22 protein-coding genes are annotated in these 26,161 nt (G+C 72.2%); 10 read left to right on the top strand and 12 right to left on the bottom strand.

Annotated features, from left to right (window positions below; all coding sequences use genetic code 11):
• Positions 1–215 precede the first annotated feature (215 nt).
• From ACFVHO_RS10700 to ACFVHO_RS10710, 3 genes are all read left to right on the top strand, one after another.
• Positions 216–1,064 carry a 3-hydroxyacyl-CoA dehydrogenase family protein gene (locus ACFVHO_RS10700; protein ID WP_385712221.1) on the top strand — a complete coding sequence of 283 codons (849 nt, stop codon included), beginning with the start codon at positions 216–218 and terminating at the stop codon, positions 1,062–1,064.
• A gap of 190 nt (positions 1,065–1,254) precedes the next feature.
• A complete protein-coding gene (locus ACFVHO_RS10705; RefSeq protein WP_030361223.1) occupies positions 1,255–1,578 on the top strand; it encodes an STAS domain-containing protein in 324 nt (107 codons plus the stop codon).
• Positions 1,579–1,805: 227 nt separating this feature from the next.
• Positions 1,806–4,439, top strand: coding sequence for an ATP-binding protein (locus ACFVHO_RS10710; protein ID WP_385712223.1), 2,634 nt, complete (start codon positions 1,806–1,808; stop codon positions 4,437–4,439).
• 91 nt (positions 4,440–4,530) lie between these two features.
• Here the strand turns inward: ACFVHO_RS10710 and nucS are convergent, their stop codons facing one another.
• Positions 4,531–5,202, bottom strand: coding sequence for an endonuclease NucS (nucS, locus tag ACFVHO_RS10715; protein WP_385712225.1), 672 nt, complete (start codon positions 5,200–5,202; stop codon positions 4,531–4,533).
• 258 nt (positions 5,203–5,460) lie between these two features.
• Between nucS and ACFVHO_RS10720 the strand changes: the two genes are divergently transcribed.
• A complete protein-coding gene (locus ACFVHO_RS10720) occupies positions 5,461–5,853 on the top strand; it encodes an SCO5389 family protein (RefSeq protein WP_385712227.1) in 393 nt (130 codons plus the stop codon).
• Between the two features lie 224 nt (positions 5,854–6,077).
• On the opposite strand, the gene ACFVHO_RS10725 is transcribed toward ACFVHO_RS10720, so the two are convergent.
• Positions 6,078–7,166: an LLM class flavin-dependent oxidoreductase gene (locus tag ACFVHO_RS10725; protein WP_385712228.1), complete on the bottom strand. Its 1,089-nt coding sequence runs from the start codon at positions 7,164–7,166 to the stop codon at positions 6,078–6,080.
• 238 nt (positions 7,167–7,404) lie between these two features.
• On the opposite strand from ACFVHO_RS10725, the gene ACFVHO_RS10730 reads away from it, so the two are divergent.
• The gene (locus tag ACFVHO_RS10730) at positions 7,405–7,746 is read left to right on the top strand and encodes an ATP/GTP-binding protein (protein ID WP_385712230.1); all 342 of its coding nucleotides are present in this window, start codon (positions 7,405–7,407) and stop codon (positions 7,744–7,746) included.
• Positions 7,747–7,767: 21 nt separating this feature from the next.
• On the opposite strand, the gene ACFVHO_RS10735 is transcribed toward ACFVHO_RS10730, so the two are convergent.
• The 3 genes from ACFVHO_RS10735 to ACFVHO_RS10745 all read right to left on the bottom strand — a co-directional run bounded on the left by ACFVHO_RS10735 (position 7,768) and on the right by ACFVHO_RS10745 (position 10,935).
• A complete protein-coding gene (locus ACFVHO_RS10735; RefSeq protein ID WP_385712426.1) occupies positions 7,768–8,619 on the bottom strand; it encodes an ABC transporter permease in 852 nt (283 codons plus the stop codon).
• A 158-nt stretch (positions 8,620–8,777) separates the two neighbouring features.
• On the bottom strand, positions 8,778–9,965 hold the full coding sequence (locus ACFVHO_RS10740) for an ABC transporter ATP-binding protein (protein ID WP_385712231.1): 1,188 nt from the start codon (positions 9,963–9,965) through the stop codon (positions 8,778–8,780).
• Positions 9,966–10,086: 121 nt separating this feature from the next.
• Positions 10,087–10,935 carry a hypothetical protein gene (locus tag ACFVHO_RS10745; protein WP_385712233.1) on the bottom strand — a complete coding sequence of 283 codons (849 nt, stop codon included), beginning with the start codon at positions 10,933–10,935 and terminating at the stop codon, positions 10,087–10,089.
• Between the two features lie 328 nt (positions 10,936–11,263).
• Here ACFVHO_RS10745 and ACFVHO_RS10750 point away from each other — a divergent pair, with 328 nt between their 5' ends.
• Positions 11,264–12,130, top strand: a complete 867-nt coding sequence (locus ACFVHO_RS10750) for a hypothetical protein (protein WP_385712234.1) — start codon at positions 11,264–11,266, stop codon at positions 12,128–12,130.
• Positions 12,131–12,138: 8 nt separating this feature from the next.
• Here ACFVHO_RS10750 and ACFVHO_RS10755 read toward each other — a convergent pair whose 3' ends face one another.
• The 5 genes from ACFVHO_RS10755 to mce all read right to left on the bottom strand — a co-directional run bounded on the left by ACFVHO_RS10755 (position 12,139) and on the right by mce (position 19,724).
• Positions 12,139–12,909 carry an ABC transporter permease subunit gene (locus ACFVHO_RS10755; protein WP_385712236.1) on the bottom strand — a complete coding sequence of 257 codons (771 nt, stop codon included), beginning with the start codon at positions 12,907–12,909 and terminating at the stop codon, positions 12,139–12,141.
• A gap of 3 nt (positions 12,910–12,912) precedes the next feature.
• On the bottom strand, positions 12,913–13,941 hold the full coding sequence (locus ACFVHO_RS10760) for an ABC transporter ATP-binding protein (protein ID WP_385712238.1): 1,029 nt from the start codon (positions 13,939–13,941) through the stop codon (positions 12,913–12,915).
• 89 nt (positions 13,942–14,030) lie between these two features.
• A complete protein-coding gene (locus ACFVHO_RS10765) occupies positions 14,031–14,966 on the bottom strand; it encodes a cellulose-binding protein (protein ID WP_030361235.1) in 936 nt (311 codons plus the stop codon).
• 183 nt (positions 14,967–15,149) lie between these two features.
• Positions 15,150–19,034 carry a polarized growth protein Scy gene (gene scy / locus ACFVHO_RS10770; RefSeq protein WP_385712240.1) on the bottom strand — a complete coding sequence of 1,295 codons (3,885 nt, stop codon included), beginning with the start codon at positions 19,032–19,034 and terminating at the stop codon, positions 15,150–15,152.
• A gap of 249 nt (positions 19,035–19,283) precedes the next feature.
• On the bottom strand, positions 19,284–19,724 hold the full coding sequence (mce, locus tag ACFVHO_RS10775) for a methylmalonyl-CoA epimerase (protein WP_385712242.1): 441 nt from the start codon (positions 19,722–19,724) through the stop codon (positions 19,284–19,286).
• A 147-nt stretch (positions 19,725–19,871) separates the two neighbouring features.
• Here mce and ACFVHO_RS10780 point away from each other — a divergent pair, with 147 nt between their 5' ends.
• Together ACFVHO_RS10780 and meaB are read left to right on the top strand one after the other, a co-directional pair.
• Entirely contained in the window at positions 19,872–21,074 is a 1,203-nt protein-coding gene (locus ACFVHO_RS10780) for an acetyl-CoA C-acetyltransferase (protein WP_385712244.1), read from the top strand.
• Positions 21,075–21,199: 125 nt separating this feature from the next.
• A complete protein-coding gene (gene meaB, locus ACFVHO_RS10785) occupies positions 21,200–22,156 on the top strand; it encodes a methylmalonyl Co-A mutase-associated GTPase MeaB (protein WP_385712246.1) in 957 nt (318 codons plus the stop codon).
• Positions 22,157–22,347: 191 nt separating this feature from the next.
• On the opposite strand, the gene ACFVHO_RS10790 is transcribed toward meaB, so the two are convergent.
• Positions 22,348–23,115 carry a PepSY domain-containing protein gene (locus ACFVHO_RS10790; RefSeq protein WP_385712248.1) on the bottom strand — a complete coding sequence of 256 codons (768 nt, stop codon included), beginning with the start codon at positions 23,113–23,115 and terminating at the stop codon, positions 22,348–22,350.
• A 134-nt stretch (positions 23,116–23,249) separates the two neighbouring features.
• Between ACFVHO_RS10790 and ACFVHO_RS10795 the strand changes: the two genes are divergently transcribed.
• Both ACFVHO_RS10795 and ACFVHO_RS10800 read left to right on the top strand, forming a co-directional pair.
• Positions 23,250–23,930, top strand: coding sequence for a response regulator transcription factor (locus tag ACFVHO_RS10795; RefSeq protein ID WP_385712250.1), 681 nt, complete (start codon positions 23,250–23,252; stop codon positions 23,928–23,930).
• On the top strand, positions 23,927–25,525 hold the full coding sequence (locus ACFVHO_RS10800) for a sensor histidine kinase (RefSeq protein ID WP_385712252.1): 1,599 nt from the start codon (positions 23,927–23,929) through the stop codon (positions 25,523–25,525). The genes ACFVHO_RS10795 and ACFVHO_RS10800 overlap by 4 nt, the downstream gene beginning before the upstream one ends.
• A 129-nt stretch (positions 25,526–25,654) precedes the next feature.
• Here the strand turns inward: ACFVHO_RS10800 and ACFVHO_RS10805 are convergent, their stop codons facing one another.
• Entirely contained in the window at positions 25,655–26,131 is a 477-nt protein-coding gene (locus ACFVHO_RS10805; RefSeq protein ID WP_030361243.1) for a MarR family winged helix-turn-helix transcriptional regulator, read from the bottom strand.
• Between the last annotated feature and the right edge of the window lie 30 nt (positions 26,132–26,161).

Raw genomic sequence — 26,161 nt, forward strand, 5'->3', positions numbered from 1 at the left:
CCCCGGGACCCCTGCCGGTGTGATGTCCGTCAAATGGGACGTGGCGTGCGTCTCTTAGCGGTCCCCTGAGCGGCTGTGAGCGCTAATGTCCGGGCCAGAGTTCCCGCTCGGATACAGCGGCCCGAAGGGCCCCCTTGAGGGGTGGTGGTCGGGCGACGGGTGGGCGTAAACAGCGTGTAAGCGCTCAGTCGTCGGTTGGTAAGGGGAGTCGTAACGTGGCACGGAAGCTCGCCGTCATCGGAGCCGGACTCATGGGGTCCGGAATCGCCCAGGTATCCGCACAGGCGGGCTGGGACGTCGTCCTGCGCGACGTCACCGACGAGGCGCTGACCCGCGGCACCGACGGCATCAAGGCCTCGTACGAGAAGTTCGTCAGCAAGGGCAAGCTCGACGCCGCCGACGCCGAGGTCGCGCTCGGCCGCATCACGACCACCACCGACCTCGACGCCGCCGCCGACGCGGACGTCGTCGTCGAGGCCGTGTTCGAGAAGCTCGAGGTCAAGCACGAGATCTTCCGGACACTCGACAAGATCGTGCGCGACGAGACCGTGCTCGCCTCCAACACCTCCGCCATCCCGATCACCAAGATCGCGGCCGTGACGGACCGTCCGGAGCGCGTCGTCGGCGCCCACTTCTTCTCGCCGGTGCCGATGATGCAGCTGTGCGAGCTGGTCCGCGGCCACAAGACGAGCGACGAAACCCTCGCCACCACGCGTGAGTTCGCCGAGTCCGTCGGCAAGACCTGCATCGTCGTCAACCGCGACGTCGCGGGCTTCGTGACCACCCGTCTCATCTCCGCCCTCGTCGTCGAGGCCGCCAAGCTCTACGAGTCGGGCGTCGCCAGCGCCGAGGACATCGACATCGCCTGCAAGCTCGGCTTCGGCCACGCCATGGGCCCGCTCGCCACCGCGGACCTCACCGGCGTCGACATCCTGCTGCACGCCACCGACAACATCTACACGGAGTCCCAGGACGAGAAGTTCGCCCCGCCGGAGCTGATGCGCCGGATGGTTGACGCCGGTGACATCGGGCGCAAGAGCGGGCAGGGCTTCTACAAGCACTGAGCCGCCACGGGCACTGACAGCGGATACCGACGCCTGTACGCCTCCTGGGATCACCCCTCGGGGTGAATTCGGTATCGGTTCGCTTACAGACGGCAACTTCCTTACCCGAGCGGCAGTCAGTTGCTGTGACATACACAGACGCCTCGCGGCACAGGCGCCACATACGACACCGCACTCTTGGGGAGCGCATATGCACATCAGGGGCGACCAGGCCCAGCTGGTCGTCGGGGGACGCCTCGACGTACGCAGCGCGGCGGACGCCCGTACGGTCCTGCACTCGGCCGTCGACGACGGCGCCGGCGACCTGGTGCTCGACCTGTCCGAACTCGACTCGTGGGACGCCACGGGACTCGGCGTCATCATGGGCGCCCACCGGCGCGCCGGACGCTGCGGCCGCCGCCTCGTGCTGCGCGGCGTACCGCCGCAGATGCAGCGCCTCCTCGTCGCCACCCGACTCCACCGCATCCTCGCCATCGAAGGCGGCATCGGGGTCGAATCCCTCCCTCGCGTATAAGCCGCGCGAGGGGGGCGGGAGCGCTCCCTCACCCACAATCCTCACGAGACTGTGACGTCTCGGACCGGGCGGTACCCCGCCCTCCACGGGGATACTGAAGAAGGTTTAGGGTTCGGTCGCCTGCCGATAGACGAACCCACACGGGGGGCACCGGACCAGAAGCGACAGCGCGGTGTGCTCAAGGCCGGAGGGGGCTTCGCACACGACGCATCTGGGGGGCTGAGACCATGGACCCGATGAACCGGGGACCTGAAGAGTACGGCCACGACGGTGACGACCGCGACGGCGCGGGGATCGGCCGCGACGGCACCCACGACGACGGCGCGACGCCTGCCGAGCACCAGACACCACAGGACGCGTCACCGGGCCCGCCCGGTCCGTCCGTCACGGCCGACTTCGGGCCGCCCGCCGTCGCCCGCACCGTACAAGTGGTGTCCGGCGACTTCCTGCTCACCGTGAACCCCGTCGACGGCAGCGAGATAGAGCCCTGCCCGCCGGGGGAACAGCCCGGGCACCCGCCCAAGCACTCCGCCGTCGAGCGCGCCGAACGCCGCCGCGCCGCCCAGCCGCCCGTACCGCCGGGCCCCGCCCTGCCCCGCCTGCCGCTGCTCGAACGGCAGGAGGAGCGCGAGCGCCTGGTGCGCCTGCTCGCCCGCGGCCGCTCCGTGCGCCTCACCGGCCCCGCCGGATCCGGCCGCACGGCGCTGCTCGCCGCCGTCGCCGAGGACTGCGCGGACCTCGCCCCCGACGGCGTGATCCGCCTCAGCGGCTACCACCGCACCGTAGGCGACCTCCTGTACGACCTCTTCGCCGCCGTCCACGACGCGCCCCGGCACCGCCCCGACCGGGCCCTGCTGCGCGAACTGCTCCGCGACATCGGCGCCGTCGTCGTCCTCGACGACCTGGAGTTCGGCGGCGCCGCCCTCGAAGAGCTCCTGGACGCGACACCCGAGTGCGCCTTCCTCGTCGCCGCGACGCCCGACATCGCCGCGCCCTCGCCCGAGTCCCACCTCGAAGAGGTCTTCCTCGGCGGCCTCGGCCGCGGCGGCGGCCTGGAACTCCTCGAGCGCGTCGTCGGCCGCGTCCTCACCGACGACGAGGCCAACTGGGCCGGTGACCTCTGGTTCGAGTCCGAGGGCCTGCCGCTGCGCTTCGTCCAGGCCGGAGCCCTGCTGCGCCAGCGCGACCGGCTCCTCGCCGACCCCGGCGCCTTCGACGAGTACGGCCCCGACCAGGACCCCGGCGGCTACGACGCGCCCTTCGACGCCGCCGGACACGACGTACCGCTGCCGTCCCTCGCCGACGGCGCCGCGCCCGCCGCGCTGCTCGCTTCCCGGCTCAGCGCGTCCGCGCGCGCCGCGCTGCGCCTCGCCGTCGCGCTCGGCGGCGAACTCCCGCACCCGGCCCACCTGCCCGCGCTCGTCGGCGACACCCACGCCGACGCCGCGCTCGCCGAGCTGGTCGACTGCGCCCTCGTCACCCCCGTCGGCGGTCACTACCGCCTCGCGGCCGGCGTGCGCACCCAGCTGGAGGGCGCCGGATACGCCGACGACGCCGCCGCGAACGCCCAGTCCGCCGCGCGGCACTACGCCTGGTGGTCCGGGCACCCCTCGGTGGCCCCCGAGCGGGTCGCCGCCGAGGCCGACGCGGTCCTCGCCGCGCTCGCCGCCCTGGTCAACGGCCCCGGCGCCGGGGCCGACAGCGGAACCGACAGCGGAATTGAGCCGTCCGCCGCGGTGCTCCTCGCCCGCACGGCCGCGCCCGCCTTCGCCGGCGGGCTGAACTGGGGCGCCTGGGAGCGGGCGCTGCGGTCCGGGCAGGAGGCCTCGCGCACCTCCGGCGAGGTCGCCGAAGAGGCCTACTTCCACCATGAGTTGGGCATCCTCGCGCTCTGCGCCGGACGCCTGGACCGGGCCCGCGCCGAGTTGGAGGCCTCCATCGGCCTGCGCGGCGCCCTCGCCGACAAGCGCGGCATGATCGCGGGCCGCAGAGCGCTCGCCCTGGTCGCCGACCGCTCCGGTGGGCTGCTGCCGGACGGCAGGTCGGCGGCGGGCGAGGAGGTGCCCGACGCCCGGTACGAGGAGTCGGCGTCGCCGCCCGGCGGCGTCCCCGCGGCGTTCGCGCTGCCCGCGCCGCCGCCTCCGGAGGCCGACACCGTCGTCACCCGGCAGGCCGTCCCCACCTCGGGTCCCGGCTCGGCCGCGGGTTCCGGAGCCGGTTCCGGAACGACGCGCCGCTCGATCGTGCGCGGCACCCGGCGCAACCTGGTCGCGGCCGGGGCGGGCGCGCTGCTCGTCGCGGTCCTCGGCACTGTGGTGACGCTCGGCGCCACCTCCGACAAGGACGAAGGGCAGCCCGACCGGGTGCGCACCGACCAGTCGGCCAGCGCGGACGACAACGGCGGCGGGCTCGGCGCGGACAAGCCGAGCGACGGCTCCTCGGAAGGGCCGGCCGACCCCGGCAAGGACGGGGTGCCCGGCACCTCCGACGACCCGAAGCCCGGCACGAGCGGCAATCCGTCGAAGAGCGACGGCCCGAAGGACCCGTCGGACAAGCCGAGCGGCAAGCCGACGAAGCCGTCGGACAAGCCCAGCGGCCAGCCGACGAAGCCGACGCACAAGCCCACGAAGCCGACGGACAAGCCGACCAAGCCCACGAAGCCGCCGACGAAGCCGCCCACGACTCCGCCGACGACCCCGCCCACCACTCCGCCGACCACGCCGCCGCCGACCACCCCGTCGACGCCGCCGTCCTCGCCGGAGACGTCCGACTCGGCGAGCGGCCCGTCGTCGTCGGAACCGGTCACGTCCGCCCCGGTGACGGGCGGCACGTCCGGGTCCGCCTCGTCGCCGGTGATCTGACGGAACGCCCGCGCACGCGAAAGGGCCGGACTCCCTCGGGAGTCCGGCCCTTTCGTAGGCGCACGCACGTCGCCCCGGCGGGGCGGGCGGTTCAGAACAGGCGCAGCTTGTCGTCCTCGATGCCGCGCAGCGCGTCGTAGTCGAGGACGGTGCAGCCGATGCCGCGGTCGGTGGCGAGCACGCGTGCCTGCGGCTTGATCTCCTGGGCGGCGAAGACGCCCTTGACCGGAGCCAGGTGCGGGTCGCGGTTCAACAGCTCCAGATAGCGGGTCAGTTGCTCGACGCCGTCGATCTCGCCGCGGCGCTTGATCTCGACGGCGACCGTCTGCCCGTCGGCGTCGCGGCAGAGGATGTCGACCGGGCCGATCGCCGTCATGTACTCGCGGCGGATCAGCGTATATCCCTCACCGAGTGTCTCGATCCGGTCGGCGAGCAACTCCTGAAGGTGTGCTTCCACGCCGTCCTTGATGAGGCCCGGGTCGACGCCCAGTTCGTGCGAGGAGTCATGGAGGACCTCCTCCATGGTGATGATGAGCTTCTCGCCCGCCTTGTTGACGACGGTCCACACACCGGCGTCGTCGCCCGAACCCTCCTTCAGGGTGCACGGCGGCGACATCCAGTTGAGGGGCTTGTAGGCCCGGTCGTCAGCGTGAATGGAGACGCTTCCGTCCGCCTTGACGAGGATCAGGCGGGGGGCCGACGGGAGGTGGGCGGTGAGCCGGCCCGCGTAGTCCACGGAGCAGCGGGCGATGACGAGACGCATGGTCGGCAACGCTACTCGACGCGAGGTGGTGCGGCGAATTCCGTGGGTCGCTCCTGACTCGGCAAGCCCCCCTGGACCGCACCACTTGTCCAGCGATGAACCCGTTCGATCCTGGCCGGTTATGCGCCCAATCTCCTGGTGGTCCACCCAGCCGTTGCCTACCGTATAAGCAGGAGGTCGTCGCACGTGCACGCTGCGTATGCGAGCTCCTTCCCTGTCCGTAGGCCCCTGCTCCCTGGGGGTGCGAGAGGAGAACCCATGTCGCTCGACGTCTCACCGGCACTGTTGGAACAGGCCGAGCGAGGCGAGGTCGACGAAGCAGCATTCGTCGACTGCGTCCGGACCTCCCTGCCTTACGCGTGGGAGATGGTCAGCTCCCTGGTGGCCCAGTTGAAGGTCGACGGCGGCGAGTTCGCCGACAACCAGACGCCGCCGCCGGACGAGCAGGCGCGTGGTCAGTTGCTCCGCGCGCTCGCGAGTGACGCGATTCGCGGCGCCCTGCAGCGCCACTTCGGGGTCCGTCTGGCGTTCCAGAACTGCCACCGTGTGGCGGTGTTCCCGCTGGACGGCTCCGCAGACGAGAGGCTGGCCAAGTTCACTTCGATTCGCGGCCAGTTGCTGAATCAGTCGCCCGAGCTTCGCGACTGCTGAGGGTAGTTGCTGCCGCTCCGTACGCGGGAGGTGTTTCAGTCCGGGGCGGCAGCATTCTTCTGGCGGGGGCGCCTTGTGTGGGGTGCCCCTTGGGGGGGCGGAGCCCCCCTTTTTTGTGCGGGTTGTGGGGGCTGGGCGCGCAGTTCCCCGCGCCCCTTACGGGGCGCTCCTCTTCGGGGCGCGCCCCTTGCGGGGCGCCCCCCTCGGGGGTGTTCCGGGTTTTGCTATGTCAGTTGTGGGAGTACTTCCGTGCCCAGGCGGCGTACGTTTTCCTCCGTGGTTGCCAGGTCGCCCGAGCCCTCCACGAGCAACGCGAAGCGCGTGATGCCGGTGCGCTCGGAGGTCGCCGCGAGGCGGTCCGCGCACACCTGCGGCGTCCCCACGGGGTGGATGCCGCACAGCAGTTCCGTGTACCCGAGGGGGTCGCGCATGGCGCGGACGCGGCCGTCGACCGTGACATGGGCGTCCAGACCGTACTTCAGCCAACCCGGCATCGCCTTGGTGAGCGTCTCGTTGGCCTCCACGCGCCGGTCCGCGATCTGGGCGACCCCGGCCGAGACGTGCGCGGCCCGCGCCACCTCCTCCGGCGTGCGCCCGGCGGCTCGCGCGTGCCTGCCCCACAACGCCACCATTTCGGCCTTCTCCTCGTCCCCCACGTGCATGCCGAGGAGCATCGGCAGGCCGCGGGCGGCGGCGAGCCGGACGCTGGACGGCGAGGTGCACGCGACGACGACCTCGGGGCCCGCCGACGGCCCGGCCCGGTCCGGCTCCGGCGGCGCGGGCAGGTCCGGGAACGGGGCCGACGGCCCGCAGAGGGACTCCGTCGGGCGTGGCACGACCGCGACGTCACGGAAGGCGAACCGGCCCCCTGGCCCCGCCACCCGGCCGGCCCCGCTGAGCCAGCTCAGCAGCAGGTCGAGGGATTCCGGGAACCCCTTCTCGTACGCCTCGATGCCCGAGCCGAAGACTTCCAGGTCCACCCAGGGGCCGCCGCGCCCCACGCCCAGCGAGAAGCGCCCGCCGGAGGTGAGGTGCAGCAGCGCGGCCTGCTCGCCGAGGGCCACGGGGTGGACGGTGGGCAGCACGCTGACGGCCGTGCCGACGCGGATGCGCCGGGTGCGCCCGAGCAGCAGGGCCGCGAGCGTGATCGCGGAAGGACAGGTGCCGTACGGCACGAAGTGGTGTTCGGCGAGCCAGGCCGATTCGAGGCCCGCTTCCTCGGCGACCTCGACGGACCGCACGGCCCGGTGCAGTGCTTCCCCGTGGCCCTGGCCCGGGAACTGGGCGGCCAGCACAAAACTTCCTAAACGCATCGAACTTCCTGCCTCCTCGGCACCGACGCAGGCACTCCCCTACCGGCAACAACGCGTGACAAGTGCCAAAGGCACGGCTTCGCGGGCAGATTGGCAGATTTTCTGTGCGGCGCAGGAGGGGATCCGTGGGGGTTGGTGGGGGACGTCTACCCCTCTGTACGGTGCGTAGGCTGGACATACGCCCGCCCGTTGCCGGCGGCCAGCCCAGCCAAGCCCTCGTCCCTTCGTGAGGTGTCCCGTGTCGCCGCGTCGCAACCGCCCCAAGGGCGCCGCAGATCCCAGCCAGGGCCAGGCCGCCGAGGGCACCGAGCCCTCCGGCCGTTACGGCGGCTTCCAGCGCGCCGAGAGCTGGCAGGGCGAGGAGTGGAGCGTGCGCCACGTCGCGGGCGCGAGCGCGGCCGGCAAGACCTACCGCTGCCCGGGCTGCGACCAGGAGATCCGCTCCGGGCTCGCGCACGTGGTCGCCTGGCCCGAGCACTCGGGCGTGGACGAGCGCAGGCACTGGCACACGGCGTGCTGGAACGCGAAGGACCGCCGCACCACGAAGGTGCAGCGGTCCCGTAACGCGCCGAGGTACTAGGGCGGTCCGACCGGGGGCCGGTCAGACGTCGCGCTTCTCCAGGAGGGCGAAGGCGCCGATCACGGCGGCGGCCGTGATGACGACGAGCAGCATCAGCTGCGACGTCCCCGTGCTGGTGTTGTCGAGGCCGTCGATCCGGAAGATCTTGGCGAGCGAGTTGATGGCGTTGTAGTCGGCCATCTTGTCGCCGAGCTTCCGGGTGCTGTCCCAGATGCCGAGGAAGCCCGGCAGGATCGCGGGGACGAGGACCACGCCGAGCATCGTCGTGATGGCTCCGGCGGAGTGGCGCAGCATGGAGCCGACGGCGAGCGCGAGCACGCCGAGCAGCGAGACGTACAGAGCGCCCTTGACGACCGTGCCGCCCCAGGCGATGTCGCCCGCCTCCGGGCCGCTGTGCGCGCCCGACGCCATCAGGCCCACGAGCAGGATCGAACCCGCGGACGCCACGAAGGCGATCATGAAGAAGATCAGGGCCTTCGCCGCGAGCACGCGGTGGCGCTGCGGCGACGCGGTGAACGTGGTGCGGATCATGCCGGTGCCGTACTCGGACGAGGTCACCAGGACGCCCAGGGTGATCAGGCAGATCTGGCCGAGCATCAGGCCGAAGAACGCCGGGACCGTGAACGGCACGTCGCGGTAGTCGTCGGCCTGCGTGTTCGCGACGGCGAGCAGGCCGATGCCGATGACGAGGATCAGGAAGATGCTCAGCGTCCACACCGTGGAGCGGACCGACTTGATCTTCGTCCACTCGGAGGCGAGGGCGTGACCGAGGTTGGTCTTCTTGATCGGGATCGGCGAGGTGTAGGCGTTGCTCATCGCCTGCTGCCAGGCCGACGGCGGGGCCGGGGCGGCGGGCGCGGGGGCGGCCGCCATGGCCGGGGCGCCGTGCGGCGCCGGGGCCCCGGCGTGCGCGTAGGCCTGCTGGGGCTGCTGCGCGGGGGGCTGGGGCTGCGGGGCCGGGGCGGCGTGGGCCGCGGCGTCCTGGGGCTGCGGGGGCTGCGCCTGCGGCTGCTGCGGAGTCGGAGGCGTGGTCATCGGGATTCCTCGTTGTCGGTGGCGCTCTTGGTCATGTCGGGCGCGGGGGCGGGAGCGGCGGCCGGGGGCTGGGGGGCTCCGGCGTACGGGTTCGCGTCGGCGGCGGGCGGTGCGCCCTGGGGCATCGCGAACGGCTGGCCGCCCTGCTGGGGCGGCGGCGGGGCGTACCAGCCGGGCTGGCCCTGGCCGGGCACCGGCAGCTGGGGCTGCTGCGGCTGCGCCATCGCGCCCGGCGGGAGCTGCTGCTGCAGGCCCGCGCGCTGGTCGACGGTGGAGCGGTAGTCCACGGCGCCCTGCGTCATGCGCATGTACGCCTCTTCGAGCGAGGCCTGGTGCGGCGAGAGCTCCCACAGGCGCACGTCCGCGCCGTGCGCGAGGTCGCTGATGCGGGGCAGCGGCAGGCCGGTGACGCGGAGCGCGCCGTCCTGCTCGGGCAGCACCTGGCCGCCGGCCTCGGTGAGCGCGGCGGTGAGCTTCTCGCGCTGCTGCGGGTCGGTGTCCGGGGTGCGCACCCGGGCGAAGTCGGCGGAGTTCGTCGAGATGAAGTCCCTGACGCTCATGTCGGCGAGCAGCTGGCCGCGGCCGATGACGATCAGGTGCTCGGCGGTCAGCGCCATCTCGCTCATGAGGTGCGAGGAGACGAAGACGGTACGTCCCTCCGCGGCGAGCGACTTCATCAGGTTGCGCACCCAGAGGATGCCCTCGGGGTCGAGGCCGTTGACCGGCTCGTCGAAGAGCAGCACCTGCGGGTCGCCGAGCAGCGCGGCGGCGATGCCGAGGCGCTGGCCCATGCCGAGCGAGAAGCCCTTGGAGCGCTTGCGCGCCACGTCCTGGAGGCCGACGACCCCGAGCACCTCGTCCACGCGCCGCGCGGGGATGCCCGAGAGCTGCGCGAGGCACAGCAGGTGGTTGCGGGCGTGCCGGCCGCCGTGCACCGCCTTGGCGTCGAGCAGGGCGCCGACCTGGCGGGGCGCGTTCGGCAGCTTGCGGTACGGGTAGCCGCCGATCGTCACCTGCCCCTGCGAGGGCGCGTCGAGCCCGAGGATCATGCGCATCGTCGTCGACTTGCCGGACCCGTTGGGGCCGAGGAAGCCGGTCACGGTGCCGGGCCGCACCTGGAAGGAAAGGTTGTACACGGCTGTCTTGGCGCCGTAGCGCTTCGTCAGGCCGACTGCCTCGATCATTCTCCGCACCCATCGAATGGTTCAGGACGTCGGGGCACACGCCCCCGTAAGGGTTAGGAGGATATCTGTGGGCTGACGGTTCCAGCCAAGAGCGAGTAAAACTCCGGTCAAGCCCGAGAGGTCAGGAGACCGTCCCACCGGCCAGGGAGCCGCCCAGCGGAGGCAGGTCGTCGTACCGGCGCAGCTCGGCGGACTCGTCGGTGTACGGCAGGAAGTCCGTCTGCGGGAGCACCCAGCCCTCCTCGCCGAAGATCCGCGTGCCCTGTGCGCGGACGGCGCGCTCCGCTGCGGCGCGGGCCGCCCAGCTCTCCGGGGTGGGCCCGAGCAGTTCCCGCAGGCGGGGGGAGGCCGCGAGCAGGGCCCGGAGCAGCGTCGCCTGGTCGCCGCCGCCCGGCCTCGGCAGGCCGCCGGTGGGGTCGGTGAGGACGCCGTGCGCGCTGAAGTAGATGTACGCGCCGCTCAGCCGCTCGCCCGACGCCAGCGTCATCGCGAACTGGTCGCCCGGGAGGACCGCTCGCCGGTAGTCCGGGAACTCGGTCTCGTCGACCGCCTTGAGCTGCGTCGAATCCAGCCAGGTCAGGACGAGCCCCGTTGCCGCCGCGCGCTCCACGTACGGGGTGGCCGCCACGTACCCGGCGGGGCTGATGTGCCCCGAGCAGCCCACGGCGATGCCCTCGACCCGCACCGGCGCCATCGGCACCGCCGCCGGGATGCCGAGCCGGGTGAGCTTGTGCGCGACCTGGCCGGGCGAGGCGTTCGAGCCGACCGCGATGACCGGGTGGCGGTCGCCCGCCGCCGCCTGCCCGAGCTCGGTGAGGACCTGGTCGAGCGGCTGCCCGCCGCGCTCCCTGACCTGCCACTCGCCGAGCCGGAGCGGGCGCACGTCGAGCTGGAGCAGTTCGTCGCCGGTGAGGAGGGAGGGGCCGGGGATCTGGCGTCCGGGGTAGGTGAGCGGTTGTCTCGCCGGCACGTCGTCCAAGCCGAGCGCTGAGAGGCTTCGGTCCTTTGTCGTCACGGTGACGCCTTTCGGGGTGGTCGCGCGATGCGGAGACGCAGCCTGCCACGCAGGGTCCGACCGCACCGAGGACTGCTCTCGCCCCCTGAGGCGCGGTTGGTCGGGACGTTCGCTGGGAAAGATGCCAGTCCATTCTAGGTTGTCTCTCCAACTGGCCCGAGAACGAGGGGACTTGAGGGTGGTGGTGCTTCGGTCGAGCGGACAGGGGCGGGGTCGGCATCCGCGGTACCGCACATCCGTTCGCTGGTGGATCGCCGGTCACGCCGTCCACTCGCTGCTCCTGATGGCCCTGGCCGCGCTCGGGGTCCTCTCCGCCGTCATCGCGGCGCTGTGGACACTCGCCGAACCGTCCGAGCGGTCCCTCGCGGACCGCTTCGGCGACCTGGAGCGGTTCTTCGATCTCAGCCTCACGGTCCTGCGGGCCTGCGTCGGCACCGACAACCTCGAACCGCGGCCGGACAGCACGGCGCAACAACTGCTCGCGACCGTCGCCTCGATCACCGGCGCGCTCGCCCCCGCGGTCCTGCTCGGCATCGTGCTGATCAAGATGTTCGCGCTGCGGCCCTTCGTCTGGAGGCGACGCGCGAGCATCTCCCAGGCCCGGACCGCGGACTTCCCCGACTACGCGCTGCGCTGCGCGGGCAGCCGGGACGCGATCATCGCCATCCGCTTCTACAACCGCTTCGACAACCTGTCCGTCGTCGACCTGAGGGCCCGGGCCCACCTGCGCTACCTGGAGCCCTCGCCGCACGACGGCAGCCTCGTCATCTACAAGAAGTGGCTGAAGGTCCTGGACGAGAAGGGCGAGCCGGCCGACGAGCGCTACTGGCTCGCCGTGGAGCGCGGCGCGCCCTTCACCGTGTGGATACCGATCGAGGCCCCGGTGCCCCGGCTGCCGTTCCAGGAGATCCAGGGCAAGGACCTGTCACGGTCGAGCGGGGTCAAGCTCCTCGTCCGGCTGAGCGCGCGGACGGTGCGCCTGGGCACGGAGGTGGCGGACGAGCGCTGGTTCGACCTGGAGGCCGGGGACTTCGAGCTGGGGCGCTTCGTACCCCTTGAGCCGGACCTGGCCAAGGACGTGTGGCGGTGGGGCGGCTGGTCGAGGTTCGACGACCTGCTGCCGCCGGGGGACGGGCGGGGGAGCGGCTGAGGCGGGCGTCAGGCGTCGCGCTTCTTCAGCAGGACGTAGCCGCCGACGAGGGCCAGGGCCGTCCACGCCACCATGATGCCGAGACCGCCCCAGGGGCCGTACGGGGTGTCGTCGTCGAAGGGCGACTTGACCTGCATGATCTTGCTTCCGGCCTGGTCGGGGAGGAAGCGGCCGATCTTCTTCGTCGCCGACACGTTGCCGAGGATGCTGGAGATCAGGAAGAAGAACGGCATCAGGATGCCGAGGGACAGCATCGGGCTGCGCAGCATCGCGGCGACGCCCATCGAGAACATCGCGATCAGCGTCATGTAGAGCCCGCCGCCGATGACCGCCCGCAGCACGCCCGGGTCGCCGAGGTGCGCCTTGTACTCGCCGAGCATCGCCTGGCCGAGGAAGAACGCGACGAAGCTGGTGGCGATGCCGACCGCGAACGCGAGCAGCGCGGCGACCGCGACCTTGCCGAACAGGAACGTGCCGCGCTGCGGGACCGCCGCGAGCGAGGTGCGGATCATGCCGGTGTTGTACTCGTTGGAGACCACGAGGACACCGAAGACGATCATCGCGAGCTGGCCGAGCGACATCCCGGCGAAGCTGATGTACGTCGGGTCGAAGGTGATCTTGTCCTCGCGGCTGAGGTCGTCGTAGTCGTTCTTGGACAGGATGCTGATCAGCATGCCGAGGGCGACCGTGACGACGGCGGCGAGGCCGAGCGTCCAGACGGTCGAGGCCACCGAGCGGATCTTGGTCCACTCCGACCTGAGTACCTGCGTCGCGGCCATGGCTCAGTTCCCCTTCCCCGGCTGCTGCCAGCCCGCGCCCCAGCCCTGCCCCGGGGGAGTCCCGCCGGGCGACGCCCCGCCCGGCGGCGGCGCCGAGCCGGGGTCGGAGGCGGTGGGTGGCTGGTGGTCCGCGTGTGCGTGGTACTCCACCGACTCGGCCGTGAGCTGCATGAACGCTTCCTCCAACGAGGCCTGCTGCGGGCTGAGTTCATGCAGGACGAGCTGGTGCTGCGCGGCCAGCTCGCCGAGCTGCTCGGAGCCCGCGCCGTCCACTTCGAGGGTGCCGTTGCCCGCCTCGACCGCGGTGATGCCCGCCTCGTGCAGCACGTCGAGCAGCCGCTCGCGCTGCGGGGAGCGCAGCCGGACGTAGGAGCGGGAGTTCTGCCGGATGAAGTCCGACATGGAGGTGTCGGCGAGCAGCCTGCCCTGGCCGATGACGACGAGGTGCTCGGCGGTGAGCGCCATCTCGCTCATGAGGTGCGAGGAGACGAAGACCGTACGCCCTTGGGCGGCGAGGGACTTCATCAGATTGCGGATCCAGTGGATGCCCTCGGGGTCGAGCCCGTTCACCGGCTCGTCGAACATCAGGATCTCGGGGTCGCCGAGCAGCGCGCCCGCGATGCCGAGGCGCTGGCCCATGCCGAGCGAGAAGCCCTTGGCCTTCTTCCTGGCGACCGCGGTCAGGCCGACGGTGTCCAGGACCTCGTGGACCCGGGCCCGCGGGATGCCGTTGGACTGCGCGAGGCACAGCAGGTGGTTGAAGGCGCTGCGGCCGCCGTGCATGGCCTTGGCGTCGAGGAGCGCGCCGATGTACTTCAGCGGGTCCTTCAGCTGGGCGTAGTGCTTGCCGTCGATGCGCACGTCGCCCGCGGTCGGGTTGTCGAGCCCCAGCATCATCCGCATCGTCGTCGACTTGCCCGCGCCGTTCGGCCCGAGGAAGCCCGTGACGGTGCCCGGGTGGACGGTGAAGGTGAGGTTGTTGACGGCGACCTTCTCGCCGTACCGCTTGGTCAGCCCCTCGAGCTCGATCATGCGCACACGCTAAGACGGGACGGAGCCCCCTGCCACTCGGCGTGGCAGGGGGCTCCGTCGTCGTTCACCCCGTGATGGCGCTCTCCGCGTCAGCGGCTCTGCTGGGCAGGGACCCCCCGAGAGATCGGCTCGTCCTCCGCGGGCGTGCCCGCGGCGGCGACAGCCGCGCCGGTGAGCGTCGCGAGCATCTCGCGGACGTTCGTCAGCTGGGCGTTGATGGAGTCGCGGCGGTTGGTGAGGGCCGCCAGCTCCCGCTCCGACTCGCTGCGGATCCGGTCCGCCTTGGCGTTCGCGTCCGCGACGATGTCCTCGGCCTGGCGCTGCGCCGTCTCGACGGTCTGGCGGGCGCGGCGCTCGGCGTCCGTGCGCAGCTTCTCCGCCTCCAGGCGCAGCTGCTCCGCGCGGTGCTCGATCTCCGCGAGGCGCTTCTCGGCCTTGGCCTGACGCGACGCCAGGTCACGCTCGGACTGCTCCCGCCGCTTGGCGAGGTTCGTCTCGAAGTCGGCCGCGGCCTGGGCGGCCTTGGCGCGGGTCTCCTCGAAGAGGGCGTCCGCCTCCTCGCGCTTGGACTGCGCGTCCTTCTGCGCCTCGGCGCGCAGCGCGCTCGCCTCGCCCTTGGCCTTCTCGACGATGCGGACGCCCTCGTCCTCGGCCTTGGACTTGCGCTCGGCGGCGAACGACTCGGCGTCGTTGCGCACCTGCTGGGCCGCGGACTCGGCGAGCTCACGGTGCTGCTCGGCGGCGCGCCGCGCCTCCTCGCGCAGGTCCTTCGCCTCCTCCTCGGCGAGGCGGAGGATCTTCTCGACGCGGGCACCGAGACCGGCGTACGACGGCTCGGCGTCGGCCACCTGAGCCTGGGCGTTCTGCGTCTCGAGGTGGAGTTCCTCGATGCGCTTTTCCAGAGCAGTGATACGGGTGAGAGCGGAGTCTCGGTCGGAGACGAGCTTGGAGATACGTTCGTCCACCTGAGCGCGGTCGTACCCACGCCGCACAAGCTCGAAGCCGTAGGGGGAAGTGTCGCTCATGGGGTTCCTGTCGAATGAGACCGGGTGAGGTGATAGAGGGAATCCTAGGGGGCGTTGCGGCGTGTCATCGAGCGTATGCCCGTTTGATCTGGAGAATGACACCCCTTTTGAGTGGCTAACCGGCAGACTGCTTGCCAGCGACAGTGCCGAAGGTCCTTGCCGAGCACGGAACAGGCTCCGTGGCTAGCCTTCTGACTGCTTGCCACCCGAACGAGTCCCACCCGCCGCGGCCCCCGCCTTGACGCCACCGTCCTTGCCCCCGGTCTGCGGGGCCTCAAAGGATTCCAACGCCTCGAGCACGTCCTGGACACGGGAAATCTCCGCATTGATGTCCGCACGGCGCCGCACGAGGACCTCGAGCTCCCGCTTGCCCTCGTCGACCATCCGCTCCGCCTCGGTCCGCGCCTCGTCGCGGATCCGCTCGGCCTCGCGCACCAGCTCGGCCTTCTTCGTCCCGGCCTCCTTGAGCAGGCCCTCGGCCTTCTTCACGGCGGCGATGCGCACCGAGCTGGCCTCCGAATTGGCGTCCGCGACCAGCTCCTTGGCCTTCGCCTCGGCCTCCGCCAGCTGCTCCTCGGCGGCCTTGACCAGCGCGTCGCAGCGCTCGCCCGCGGTCTTCATCGCCTCCGCCGACTCGCGCCGGGCGCGCTCGTGCAGCTCCTCGATCTCCGTCGTGATGCGGTCGCGGTGCTCCTCGGAGCGCTCCCTTATCGCGGTCGCGTCCCGGCGGGCCCCCACGAGCAGCTCGTCGGCGTCCGTACGCGCCTTCTCCACCAGCGAGTTGCCCTCGACGGTGGCCTCACCGACCAGACGCTCGGCCTCCTTGCGGGCCGCACCGACCATCGTGTCGGCCTGCGCCTCCGCTTCCGTCGCCGACTTGAGCGCCTTCTCCTGGGCGTCCGTCGTCAGCTTCTCCGCCTCGGCCGCGGCCTCCGTGATGAGCTTGTCGACCTGCTCCGCGGCCTCCGTACGCCGCTTGTTGGCCTCCTTGCGCGCCTCGTCGAGGGTGCGCTCGGCCTCCTCGCGCGCCTGCGCCGTGACCCGCTCGGCCTCGGCGTCGGCCTCCTCCTTGACGCGCGCGGAGTCACTGCGGATCCGCTCGGCCTGCTGCTGTGCCGAGCCCACGTTCTCCGCGGCCTCCGCGCGCAGCCGCTCGGCGTCGCCCGAGGCGTCCGAGATCAGCTGCTCCGCCTTCGCCACGGACTCGGCCCGCACCCGCTCGGCCTCGGTGGCTGTGTCGGCCTTCAGACGGTCGGTCTCGGCGATCGTCTCCGCGGTGAGGCGCTCGGCCTCGCTGCGGGCCTCACCGATCAGGGTGTCGGCCTGGCCCGCCGCGTCGTTGCGGATGCGGTTGGCGTCGTCGCGGGCGTCGGCACGCGTACGCGCGGCGTCCTGCTCGGCCGTCGCGATCGTGTCCGAGGCCTCCGTGCGCACCCGCTGGGCGTGCTCGGACGCGTCCGCGCGCAACTGCTCGGACTCCGCGATCGCGTCCGCGACCGTGCGCTCGGCGAGCGCCTTGGCGGCCTCCGCCTCCCGCGTCGCCTCCGTACGCGTACGACTGGCGTCCTCGCCGGCCCGCTCCCGTTCGGCGTACGCGTCGGCGCGGACGCGGTCCGCCTCCTCCTGCGCCTCGCTGCGGGTGCGCTCCGCGGCGTGCTCGGCCGCGGAGCGCAGCCCCGCGATCTCCTCCTGGGCCTGCTCCTGCAGCCCCGACACCGAGTCCCGGACCGACTGGGCCTTCTGCTCGGCCGCCGACACCAGCTCCGTGGCCCGCGCCTCGGCCTCCTCGACCAGGCGGACCGCCTCGGCCTGGGCCTCCTCCACGCGGTTGCGCGCCGACGCGAGGAGCTCCTCGCTCCGCTCGCGCGCCCGCTCCCGCTCCTGGTCGGCCTCCGTGCGCGCCGCGCCCAGGGTCTCCTCGGCCTCGCGGCGGCGCCGGACCGCCTCGTCCTGCGCGGCCGAGAGGGCCTCGGCCGCCTCGGCGGCGACCCGCTCGGCGGCCGCGGCGGCCTCCGCGCGCACCCGGTCCGCGGACTCCTGCGCCTCGGTCTTCAGCCGCTCCGCCTCGGCGGCCGCGTCCGAGCGCAGCCGCACCGCGACCGACTCGCCCTCGGCGCGCGCCTGCGAGGCGTCCGCCGCGGCCTCCGTGCGCAGCCGCTCGGCCTCCGTCTCCGCCTGCGACTGCAGCGCCCGGATCCGCTCGGCGGCCTCCGTGCGCAGCCGCTCCGTCTCCTCGGCGGCCTCGCGGCGGATCCGCTCCGACTCGGCGCGGGCGTCGCTCAGCGACTGCTCGGCCGCGGCCAGGCGCTCCTCGGCCTCCGTGTGCAGCCGGGCCAGCTCGGCCTCGGCCTCGGTCTTGCGGGCCGCGACCGCGCGCTCGGTGTCCGCGCGCAGCGTCTCGGCCGCGGTCTGCGCCTCCGACTTGACCGTCTCGGCCTGCTCGGCGGCCTCCGTGCGGTGCCGCTCGGCCTCCGCGCGGGTGCGCTCCAGGGTCTCCTCGGCCTGCTTGCGCAGGGACGTGGCCCGCTCGATGGCCTCCGTGCGGACGCGCTCGGCCTCGGTGGTCGCGGCCTGCCGGGCCTCCTCGGCGTCGGCCTTGGCCTTGCCGAGCAGCTCCTCGGCGGAGCGCGCCGCCTCCTCGATCTGCTGGACGGCCTCGCGCCGGGCCTCGCCGCGGATCTTCTCGCCCTCGGCGACCGCGTCCGCCCGCAGCTGTTCGGCCTCGCCGCGCAGCCGCCGCGCCTCCTCCTGGAGCTCGACGGTCTTGGCGCGGTACTCCTTGGTGTCGTCCTTCGCCGCGCCCTTGAGCTGCTCGGCGATGTCGTGCGCCTCGCCGCGCAGCCGGTCGGCCTCGGCCTCCGCCTCGGCGCGGACCCGCTCGGCCTCCTCGGCGGCGGCGCGCGTGGTCGCCTTCGCCTCCTCGGACGCCTTGTCCAGGACCTCCTCGGCGGTCCGCGCGGCCTTCGCGATCTCCGACGCCGTCTCCTCGGCGGTGATCGAACGGGCCTTCTCGGCGGCGTCCGCGATCAGCTTCTCGGCCTCGGCGCGGGCGTCCTGGACCTTCTGCTCGGCGGCCTCCTTGGCGGCCTCGGCCTCCTTGGTGGCCTCGCCGACGAGCCGGGCCACCTGCTCCTTGGCCGTACGCGTGCGCTGCTCGCCCGCGGCCTCGGCGGTCGCCAGCTGCTTGGCCGCCGCCTCCTTGGCCTCGGCGACGACCTTGTCGGCCTCCGTGCGCGCCTCGCGCAGCGCCGTCTCGGCCTCCGCCATGCGCTGCTCGGCGTTCCGGCTCAGCTCGGCGGACTGGCGGCGGGCCTGGTCGGACTCGGTGGCGGTGGACGAGCGCAGCGCCTCGGCGTGCTCGGTGGCCTCCTGGGCCTGGGTGGAGGCGGCGTTCAGGAGGCGCTCGGCGTCGGTGCGGGCCCGGCGCAGGATCGCCTCGGCCTCCGCGCGGGCGCTCTCGGCGTCGGAGGTGAGCCGCTGGCGGGCCTGTTCGGCGACGCGCTCGGCCTCGGCGCGGGCGGCGGCGAGGGCCTGGTCGGCCTCGGCGCGGGACTCGTCGAGGAGGCGGCGGGCCTGCTGTTCCGTGCGGGCGCGCAGTTGCTCCGCCCACGCCACGTTCTCGTTGACGTGCGACTCGACGGTCTGGCGGCGCTCGTTCAGCTCCTGGTCGAGCTGCTGGCGCCGGGACACGGCCTCCGAGTGCAGCTCCGACTGCAGCCGGGCCTGCTGCTCGGCGTGCTCCTGGAGGATGCGCTGCGTCTGGGCACGGGCGTCGCGCAGCTCGCGCTCGGCGTCGGCGCGCAGCTGCTCGGCCTGGACCTGCGCGTTCCGCAGCAACTGCTCGGCCTGATAGCCGATGTCGGCGCTGTCGTAGGCAGGCCGGGACGCGAGGTTGCGGCGCGCCTCGTGCAGCTTGGCGCGCAACACCTCGACCTGGTAGCCGAGGTCCTCGGCGTGCTGGACGGCCTTCTCCCGCTCGGTCTTCAGCCGCTCCATCTCGGCTTCGAACCGTGAGAGATGGTCGGCCTCAGCCGGTCGTCGGCTGTCCTGGCTCTCGTAGCCCCGCACTGCGCGGTCCCATCCTTCCCCAAGCTCTCGGCTTCGCTCGAGCAGGGGAGACCCCGATCCTGGTCTCATGTCCCTGACGCACGAGCCCCGTCCGTCCGCAGAACGGGGCCCCCGGAGAATGGTGTCAGATCAACAGTGGAGCTCGGGCTGCTGCCCTGATGCTCGTCCCCCGAAACCCGGACCCCGGCAAGCGACCGCCCTAGGTTTCGGACGGCCGCCCCCAACCCTACCGGCCCGGATATGTGGGGGTCAGTGCTCCGGCTGTTCAGCGGGTGCGGAAGTCACGAGTTCGGTGAGCACTCCGTGGCAGTCCTTGGGGTGCAGGAAGGTGATCCGGGACCCCATGGAGCCGATCCGCGGCTGGTCGTAGAGCACCCGAACGCCCTTGTCCCTGATGGCGGCGGCGTCGCCGTCGACGTCGGCCGTGCCGAAGGCGATGTGGTGCACACCCTCGCCGTTCTTGGCCAGCCACTTGCCGACGGCGGAGTCCTCGCGCGTGGGTTCGAGGAGCTGGAGGTAGGAGGCGCCACCGTCCGAGGTCTCGTTGATCTTCAGCATGGCCTCACGCACGCCCTGCTCTTCGTTGACCTCGGTGTGGAACACCTCGAAACCGTACGTAGCACGATAGAACTCGACGGTCTCGTCGAGGTTCCGGCAGGCGATCCCGATGTGGTCGATTCGCGTCAGCATGCCTCAAGTGCAGCGCCCCCGACCGTGATTACGCAACGTGCGCGCGATCACACCGGCTGCCCGGTGACGTGCGCCGTACCGCTCAGTACATTCGAGTAAACCCTCGTTCACTCTCCTCAGCTCCCCAGCTGGAAGGGGCCGTGCCACATGTCTGGAACGACCGGAACCACCTCAGTGATCGTCGCGGGCGCGCGCACGCCCATGGGGCGTCTGCTCGGCTCGCTCAAGTCCTTCTCCGGTGCGGACCTCGGCGGCTTCGCGATCAAGGCGGCGCTCGACCGGGCGGGCATCGGCGGCGACCAGGTGCAGTACGTGATCATGGGGCAGGTGCTGCAGGCCGGGGCGGGGCAGATCCCGGCGCGCCAGGCCGCCGTCAAGGCGGGCATCCCCATGAACGTCCCCGCGCTCACGGTCAACAAGGTGTGCCTCTCCGGCCTCGACGCCATCGCCCTCGCCGACCAGCTGATCCGCGCCGGTGAGTTCGACATCGTGGTCGCGGGCGGCCAGGAGTCGATGACCAACGCCCCGCACCTGCTGCCGGGGTCCCGCGAGGGCTACAAGTACGGCGCGATCGAGATGCTCGACGCGATGGCCCACGACGGCCTCACCGACCCCTTCGAGAACATCGCCATGGGCGAGTCCACGGAGAAGCACAACACCCGCCTCGGCATCGCCCGCCCCGAGCAGGACGAGATCGGCGCCCTCTCCCACCAGCGCGCCGCCGCCGCCCAGAAGAACGGCCTCTTCGACGCCGAGATCACCCCCGTCGAGGTCCCGCAGCGCAAGGGCGACCCGGTCCTCTTCTCCCGCGACGAGGGCATCCGTGCCGAGACCACCGCCGAGTCGCTCGGCAAGCTGCGCCCCGCCTTCGCCAAGGACGGCACCATCACCGCGGGCACCGCCTCGCAGATCTCCGACGGGGCCGCCGCCGTCGTCGTGATGAGCAAGGCCAAGGCCCAGGAGCTCGGCCTCGCCTGGATCGCGGAGATCGGCGCGCACGGCAATGTCGCGGGCCCCGACAACTCCCTCCAGTCGCAGCCGTCCAACGCCATCCAGCACGCCCTGAAGAAGGAAGGCCTGACCGTCGGCGACCTCGACCTCATCGAGATCAACGAGGCCTTCGCCGCCGTCGCGGTGCAGTCAATGAAGGACCTCGGGGTGTCCACGGAAAAGGTGAACGTCAACGGCGGGGCCATTGCCCTCGGTCACCCGATCGGGATGTCCGGCGCCCGCCTCGTGCTGCACCTGGCCCTGGAACTGAAGCGGCGCGGCGGCGGTGTCGGCGCGGCGGCGCTGTGCGGCGGCGGTGGCCAGGGTGACGCGCTCATCCTGAAGGTGGCGAAGGGCTGAGGCCGCCGGGCGGGCCGGGCCGTCCCCGCCTCGCCCTCTCCCGCCGCTGACGCTTGACTCGTCCACGGACGCTTGACCCGTCACGGACGCTCGACTCGTCCACGTACGTACGGAACGGAGCCGCAATGCAGGACGTCCCCTCCCTCGTCGCGCAGGCCCGCGAGGGCCGGCCGCGGGCCGTGGCCCGGCTCATCTCGCTGGTCGAGGGGGCGTCGCCGCAGTTGCGCGAGGTGATGGCGGCGCTGGCTCCGCTGGCCGGGCACGCGTACGTGGTCGGGCTCACCGGATCGCCCGGCGTCGGCAAGTCGACGTCCACGTCGGCGCTGGTCAGCGCGTATCGGCGGGCCGGGAAGCGGGTCGGGGTGCTCGCCGTCGACCCGTCCTCGCCGTTCTCCGGCGGCGCGCTGCTCGGCGACCGCGTCCGGATGTCGGAGCACGCGTCCGACCCCGGCGTCTACATCCGCTCCATGGCCACCCGCGGCCACCTCGGCGGGCTGGCCTGGGCCGCCCCCCAGGCCATCCGCGTGCTCGACGCGGCCGGCTGCGACGTGATCCTGGTGGAGACGGTCGGCGTCGGCCAGTCCGAGGTGGAGATCGCCGCGCAGGCCGACACGTCGGTGGTCCTTCTCGCGCCCGGCATGGGCGACGGGATCCAGGCGGCGAAGGCCGGGATCCTGGAGATCGGCGATGTGTACGTCGTCAACAAGGCCGACCGCGACGGCGCGGACGCGACCGCGCGCGAGCTGAACCACATGCTCGGCCTCGGGGAGTCCCGCTCCCCCGGGGACTGGCGGCCCCCCATCGTCAAGACGGTCGCCGCCCGGGGCGAGGGCACCGACGAGCTGGTCGAGGCCCTGGAGAAGCACCGGGCGTGGATGGAGGAGCGGGGCGTCCTCGCCTCGCGCCGGGCCACCCGCGCGGCGGGCGAGGTCGAGGCCATCGCCGTCACCGCCCTGCGGGAGCGGATCGCCGACCTCCACGGCGATGTACGCCTCGGGGCGCTGGCCGAGCGGATCGTGGCGGGGGAGCTGGACCCTTATGCGGCGGCGGATTCCCTGGTGGAGGGGTTGACGTCGGCTTAGGCGGACCGCGGGGCGGGGTCCGGCTCGCTTCTGCCGGGGCCTGCTTCCGCCGGAGGGCTCGCCGCGCACTTCCGTGACGGCCCCCGATCGTGCGCGACGGCCCCCGATCATGGACAGGGGAAGCCCCCGCCACCGGGGGGCAGTGGCGGGGGCTGGCTCATGGGTGGGGGTGCGGCTCGGACGGGGAGCGGTCAGTCGTCGTAGCGGTCGGCGGTGACCTTGCCGGTCTTGAGGTCCACGTTCCAGTGGGACTCGGTGCCGTTGGCCGACGTGGTCTCGACGTCCCAGACGTTCACACGGGCACCGTCGTCGTCGACGTCCACGGAGGTCACCTTGCCCTTGTCGGCGGCGGCCTTCGCGGCCTCGCCCGCGGTGACCGAGGCGCCCTTGACGGCGGCCGCGATCCGCGCGTCCTCCGCGGCGTCGTCCCCGTCGTCGTCCCGCTCGACGTGCGAGCCGAGGACCTTGCCCGTACCCGGGTCGACCTGGACGCTGTGCCAGGTCCGGCCGTCCTTGCCGAGGACGTCGACGTCCCAGATCAGGCCGCCGTTCTCGTCGTCGAGGTCGACGGAGACCGCGGTGCCGGGCTTCGCCTTCAGCGCGGCGGCGACGGCCTCGGCGGCGTCGACCTTCGCGCCCTTCGCCTCGGCGGCGTTCTCGGCCTTGTCGCCCTGGGCCTCGCGGGCGTCCTCCAGGGCGTCGTCCCGGTCGTCCCTGGCGTCGTCACGAGCGTCGTCGCGGTCGTCGTCCAGGTCGTCCCGGCGGTCCCGGGCGTCGTCCGCGCTGTCGTCGGCGTCGTCCCGGTCGTCGTTCACCCGGCTGTCGTCGTGCTTCAGCTGCACGCTGGACTTGCCCGCGGCCGACGACTCGTCGTCGCCGCCCAGCGCGAAGGCCGTCGCGGTGCCGCCCCCGACGAGCGTGGCGGCGACGACGGTGGCGATGACGATGTTGCGCTTCATGAGGGTTCCTCCCGAGTGGTTGGCCCCGCTGCGGGGCCGTCCGTTCCGACGAGAACCAAGTTGCCCGAACGTTCCTGAAGCCCTCCTGAAGGAGCCTGAAGAACTCTTCAGGTTGGCTCAGGCATCCTGAACGCATGCGCCTGTTGATCGTGGAAGACGAGAAGCGACTGGCCCTCTCCCTGGCCAAGGGCCTGACGGCCGAGGGCTACGCCGTGGACGTCGTCCACGACGGCGTGGACGGCCTGCACCGCGCCACGGAGGGCTCGTACGACCTGCTGATCCTGGACATCATGCTCCCGGGCATGAACGGCTACCGCGTCTGCTCGACCCTGCGCGCCGCGGGCCACGACGTACCGATCCTGATGCTCACCGCGAAGGACGGCGAGTACGACGAGGCCGAGGGCCTGGACACCGGCGCCGACGACTACCTGACCAAGCCGTTCTCGTACGTCGTCCTCGTCGCCCGCGTGAAGGCCCTGCTGCGCCGCCGCGCCGCGTCCCCCTCGCCCGTACATGTCCTGGGCGACCTGCGGATCGACACCGCCGCGCGGCGCGTGGTGCGCGGCGCGGGCGAGGGCGAACCCGGCACGGAGATCACCCTCACCGCGAAGGAGTTCGCCGTCCTGGAGCAGCTCCTGGTCAAGGCAGGCCAGGTGGTGTCCAAGGCCGACATCCTCGATCACGTCTGGGACTTCGCGTACGAGGGCGACCCCAACATCGTCGAGGTGTACGTGAGCGCGTTGCGTCGCAAGCTCGGCGCCCCGCTGATCAAGACCGTCCGCGGCGCCGGGTACCGACTGGAGGCCCCCCGATGAGGAGGCTGTTCGGCTCCGTACGCGCCCGCGCGACCGTGGGCGCGACCCTCGTCGTGGCGCTCGCCCTGGTCGCCGCGGGCGCCGCCGTGATCCTGTCGCTGCGCGCGAGCCTGATCGACCAGGCCGACGCGCAGGCCGAGTCGGCGGCCCGCAAGGTGGCGGTGCAGCTCGCGGTGGGCACCGCCGACGAGAAGCTGGACCTGCCCGACGGCGAGGACAACCCCGTCCAGGTCGTCGACGAGAAGGGCAGGCTGGTCGCGGCCGACGACGAGCTGGAGCGGATCACGGGTACGGGAGTCAGTGCCGTACGACCCGATCCCGCCGCCCGGACCCCGAAGCCCGGTGCCTCGAAGTCCCCGCAGCCGTCCAAGTCGCAGACGCCGAAGCCCACGCCGACGGAGACCGACTCCGACGACGACGGGGATGACGCGGACGACTCCGACAGCGAGAGCGAAGCCGCCGAGGACCGCCGGGAGGCTGCTGAGGACGCCGCCGAAGACGCCGCCGAGGACTCCGGCGACGACGACGGCGACCCGCTCAAGCCCGGTGACATCTCCGGCAAGACCCGCGTCAGCGAGGGCTCGGCCACCGTCGACGGCGAGACCCAGGACTACCGCTTCGCCACCGTGCGCGTGAACACCGACACGAGAGGTGAGCTCACCGTCCACGCCGGCGCCCCCCTGACCGCCGAACAGAACGCCGTGAACACCGCCTTGACCGCGATGCTGATCGGCTTCCCGGTGCTGCTCGCCGTGATCGCGGGCGTGACCTGGCTGGTCACGCGCCGCGCGCTCAGGCCCGTGGACGCGATCCGCGCCGAGATGGCAGCGATCACCGCGTCCGAGGACCTGGCGCGCCGGGTGCCCGAGCCGGACACGCACGACGAGATCGCGCGTCTGGCCCGGACCACGAACGAGACCCTGGCGGCCCTCCAGACCTCGGTGGAGCGCCAGCGCCGCTTCGTCGCCGACGCCTCCCACGAGCTGCGCAGCCCCATCGCCTCCCTGCGCACCCAACTGGAGGTGGGCGCCGCCCACCCGGACCTCCTGGACGTGCCCGGTGCCGTCGAGGACACCGTGCGCCTCCAGGAGCTGGCCGCCGACCTGCTGCTGCTCGCCCGCCTCGACGCCGGTGAGAAGCCGGGTCAGGGCCGGGTGGATCTGGCGGCCCTGACCCGTGAGGAGCTGTCGCAGCGCACGGGGGACCGGGTGGCCGTGACGACGGAACTCAAGAGTGTCGAAGTGGCCGGTTCCCGCGGTCAGTTGGCGCGGGTGCTCGGCAACCTCGTGACCAATGCGCAGCGCCACACCGGGTCCCGGGTCACGGTCACCACCCGGGCCGACGGGGCCTGGGCCGTGCTTGAGGTGGCGGACGACGGCGACGGAGTGCCGCCGCAGGAGCGGGAACGGATCTTTGAGCGGTTCGTACGGCTCGACGACGCGCGCAGCCGTGATGAGGGAGGCGCGGGTCTCGGTCTCGCCATCGCCCGCGATGTGGCCGCGCGCCATGGCGGAACGCTCACGGTCGACGGCGCCCCGGGTGGGGGAGCGGTCTTCGTGCTGCGTCTGCCTGTCGCTGAGCCTCGCGGTACGTGAGCGCCCCGAAGGGGCGCGGGGAACTGCGCGACCAGCCACTGGCGGCCCGCAGTGTGACAGTGCGCCTCCAGGGGAGCGCTGAAGCGGCGGGGTTCGCCCGCCCTGCCCCGCTACGGCACAGCGACAGCGTTATGGCTTGCCGCGCAGTCCGCGCAGGTGTTCCGCGATCGGCGTGAGCGCCTTGTGGAGGTCGCCGAGCGCCTCGGGTGAGATCAGGTCGACGAAGTGCTGCCGCACGGAGGCGACATGGTGCGGTGCGACGCGCTTCATGGTGTCCATGCCCTCGTCGGTGAGCACGGTGAACAGGCCGCGTCGGTCGGACTCGCAGTTCTCCCGGCGGACCAGGCCCGCGTTCTCCATGCGGGTGATCTGGTGGGAGAGCCGGCTCTTGGACTGCAGGGTGGCGGCCGCGAGGTCGCTCATACGCATCCTGTGGTCTTCGGACTCGGAGAGATGTACGAGGATGTCGTAGTCGTTCATGGTGAGGTTGAACGGCTGGAGATCCTTCTCCAGCTGGTACGTCAGCATCCTGTTGACCTCCACGTGGGTGCGCCAGGCGCACTGTTCCTCGTCGGTCAGCCACTGCGGGGCCGTCTCGGTCTCCATGGAATCGATTCTACCTAAGAAGTTGAATGG

The organism is Streptomyces sp. NPDC127108 (assembly GCF_042677545.1).
Taxonomy (GTDB): Bacteria; Actinomycetota; Actinomycetes; order Streptomycetales; family Streptomycetaceae; genus Streptomyces.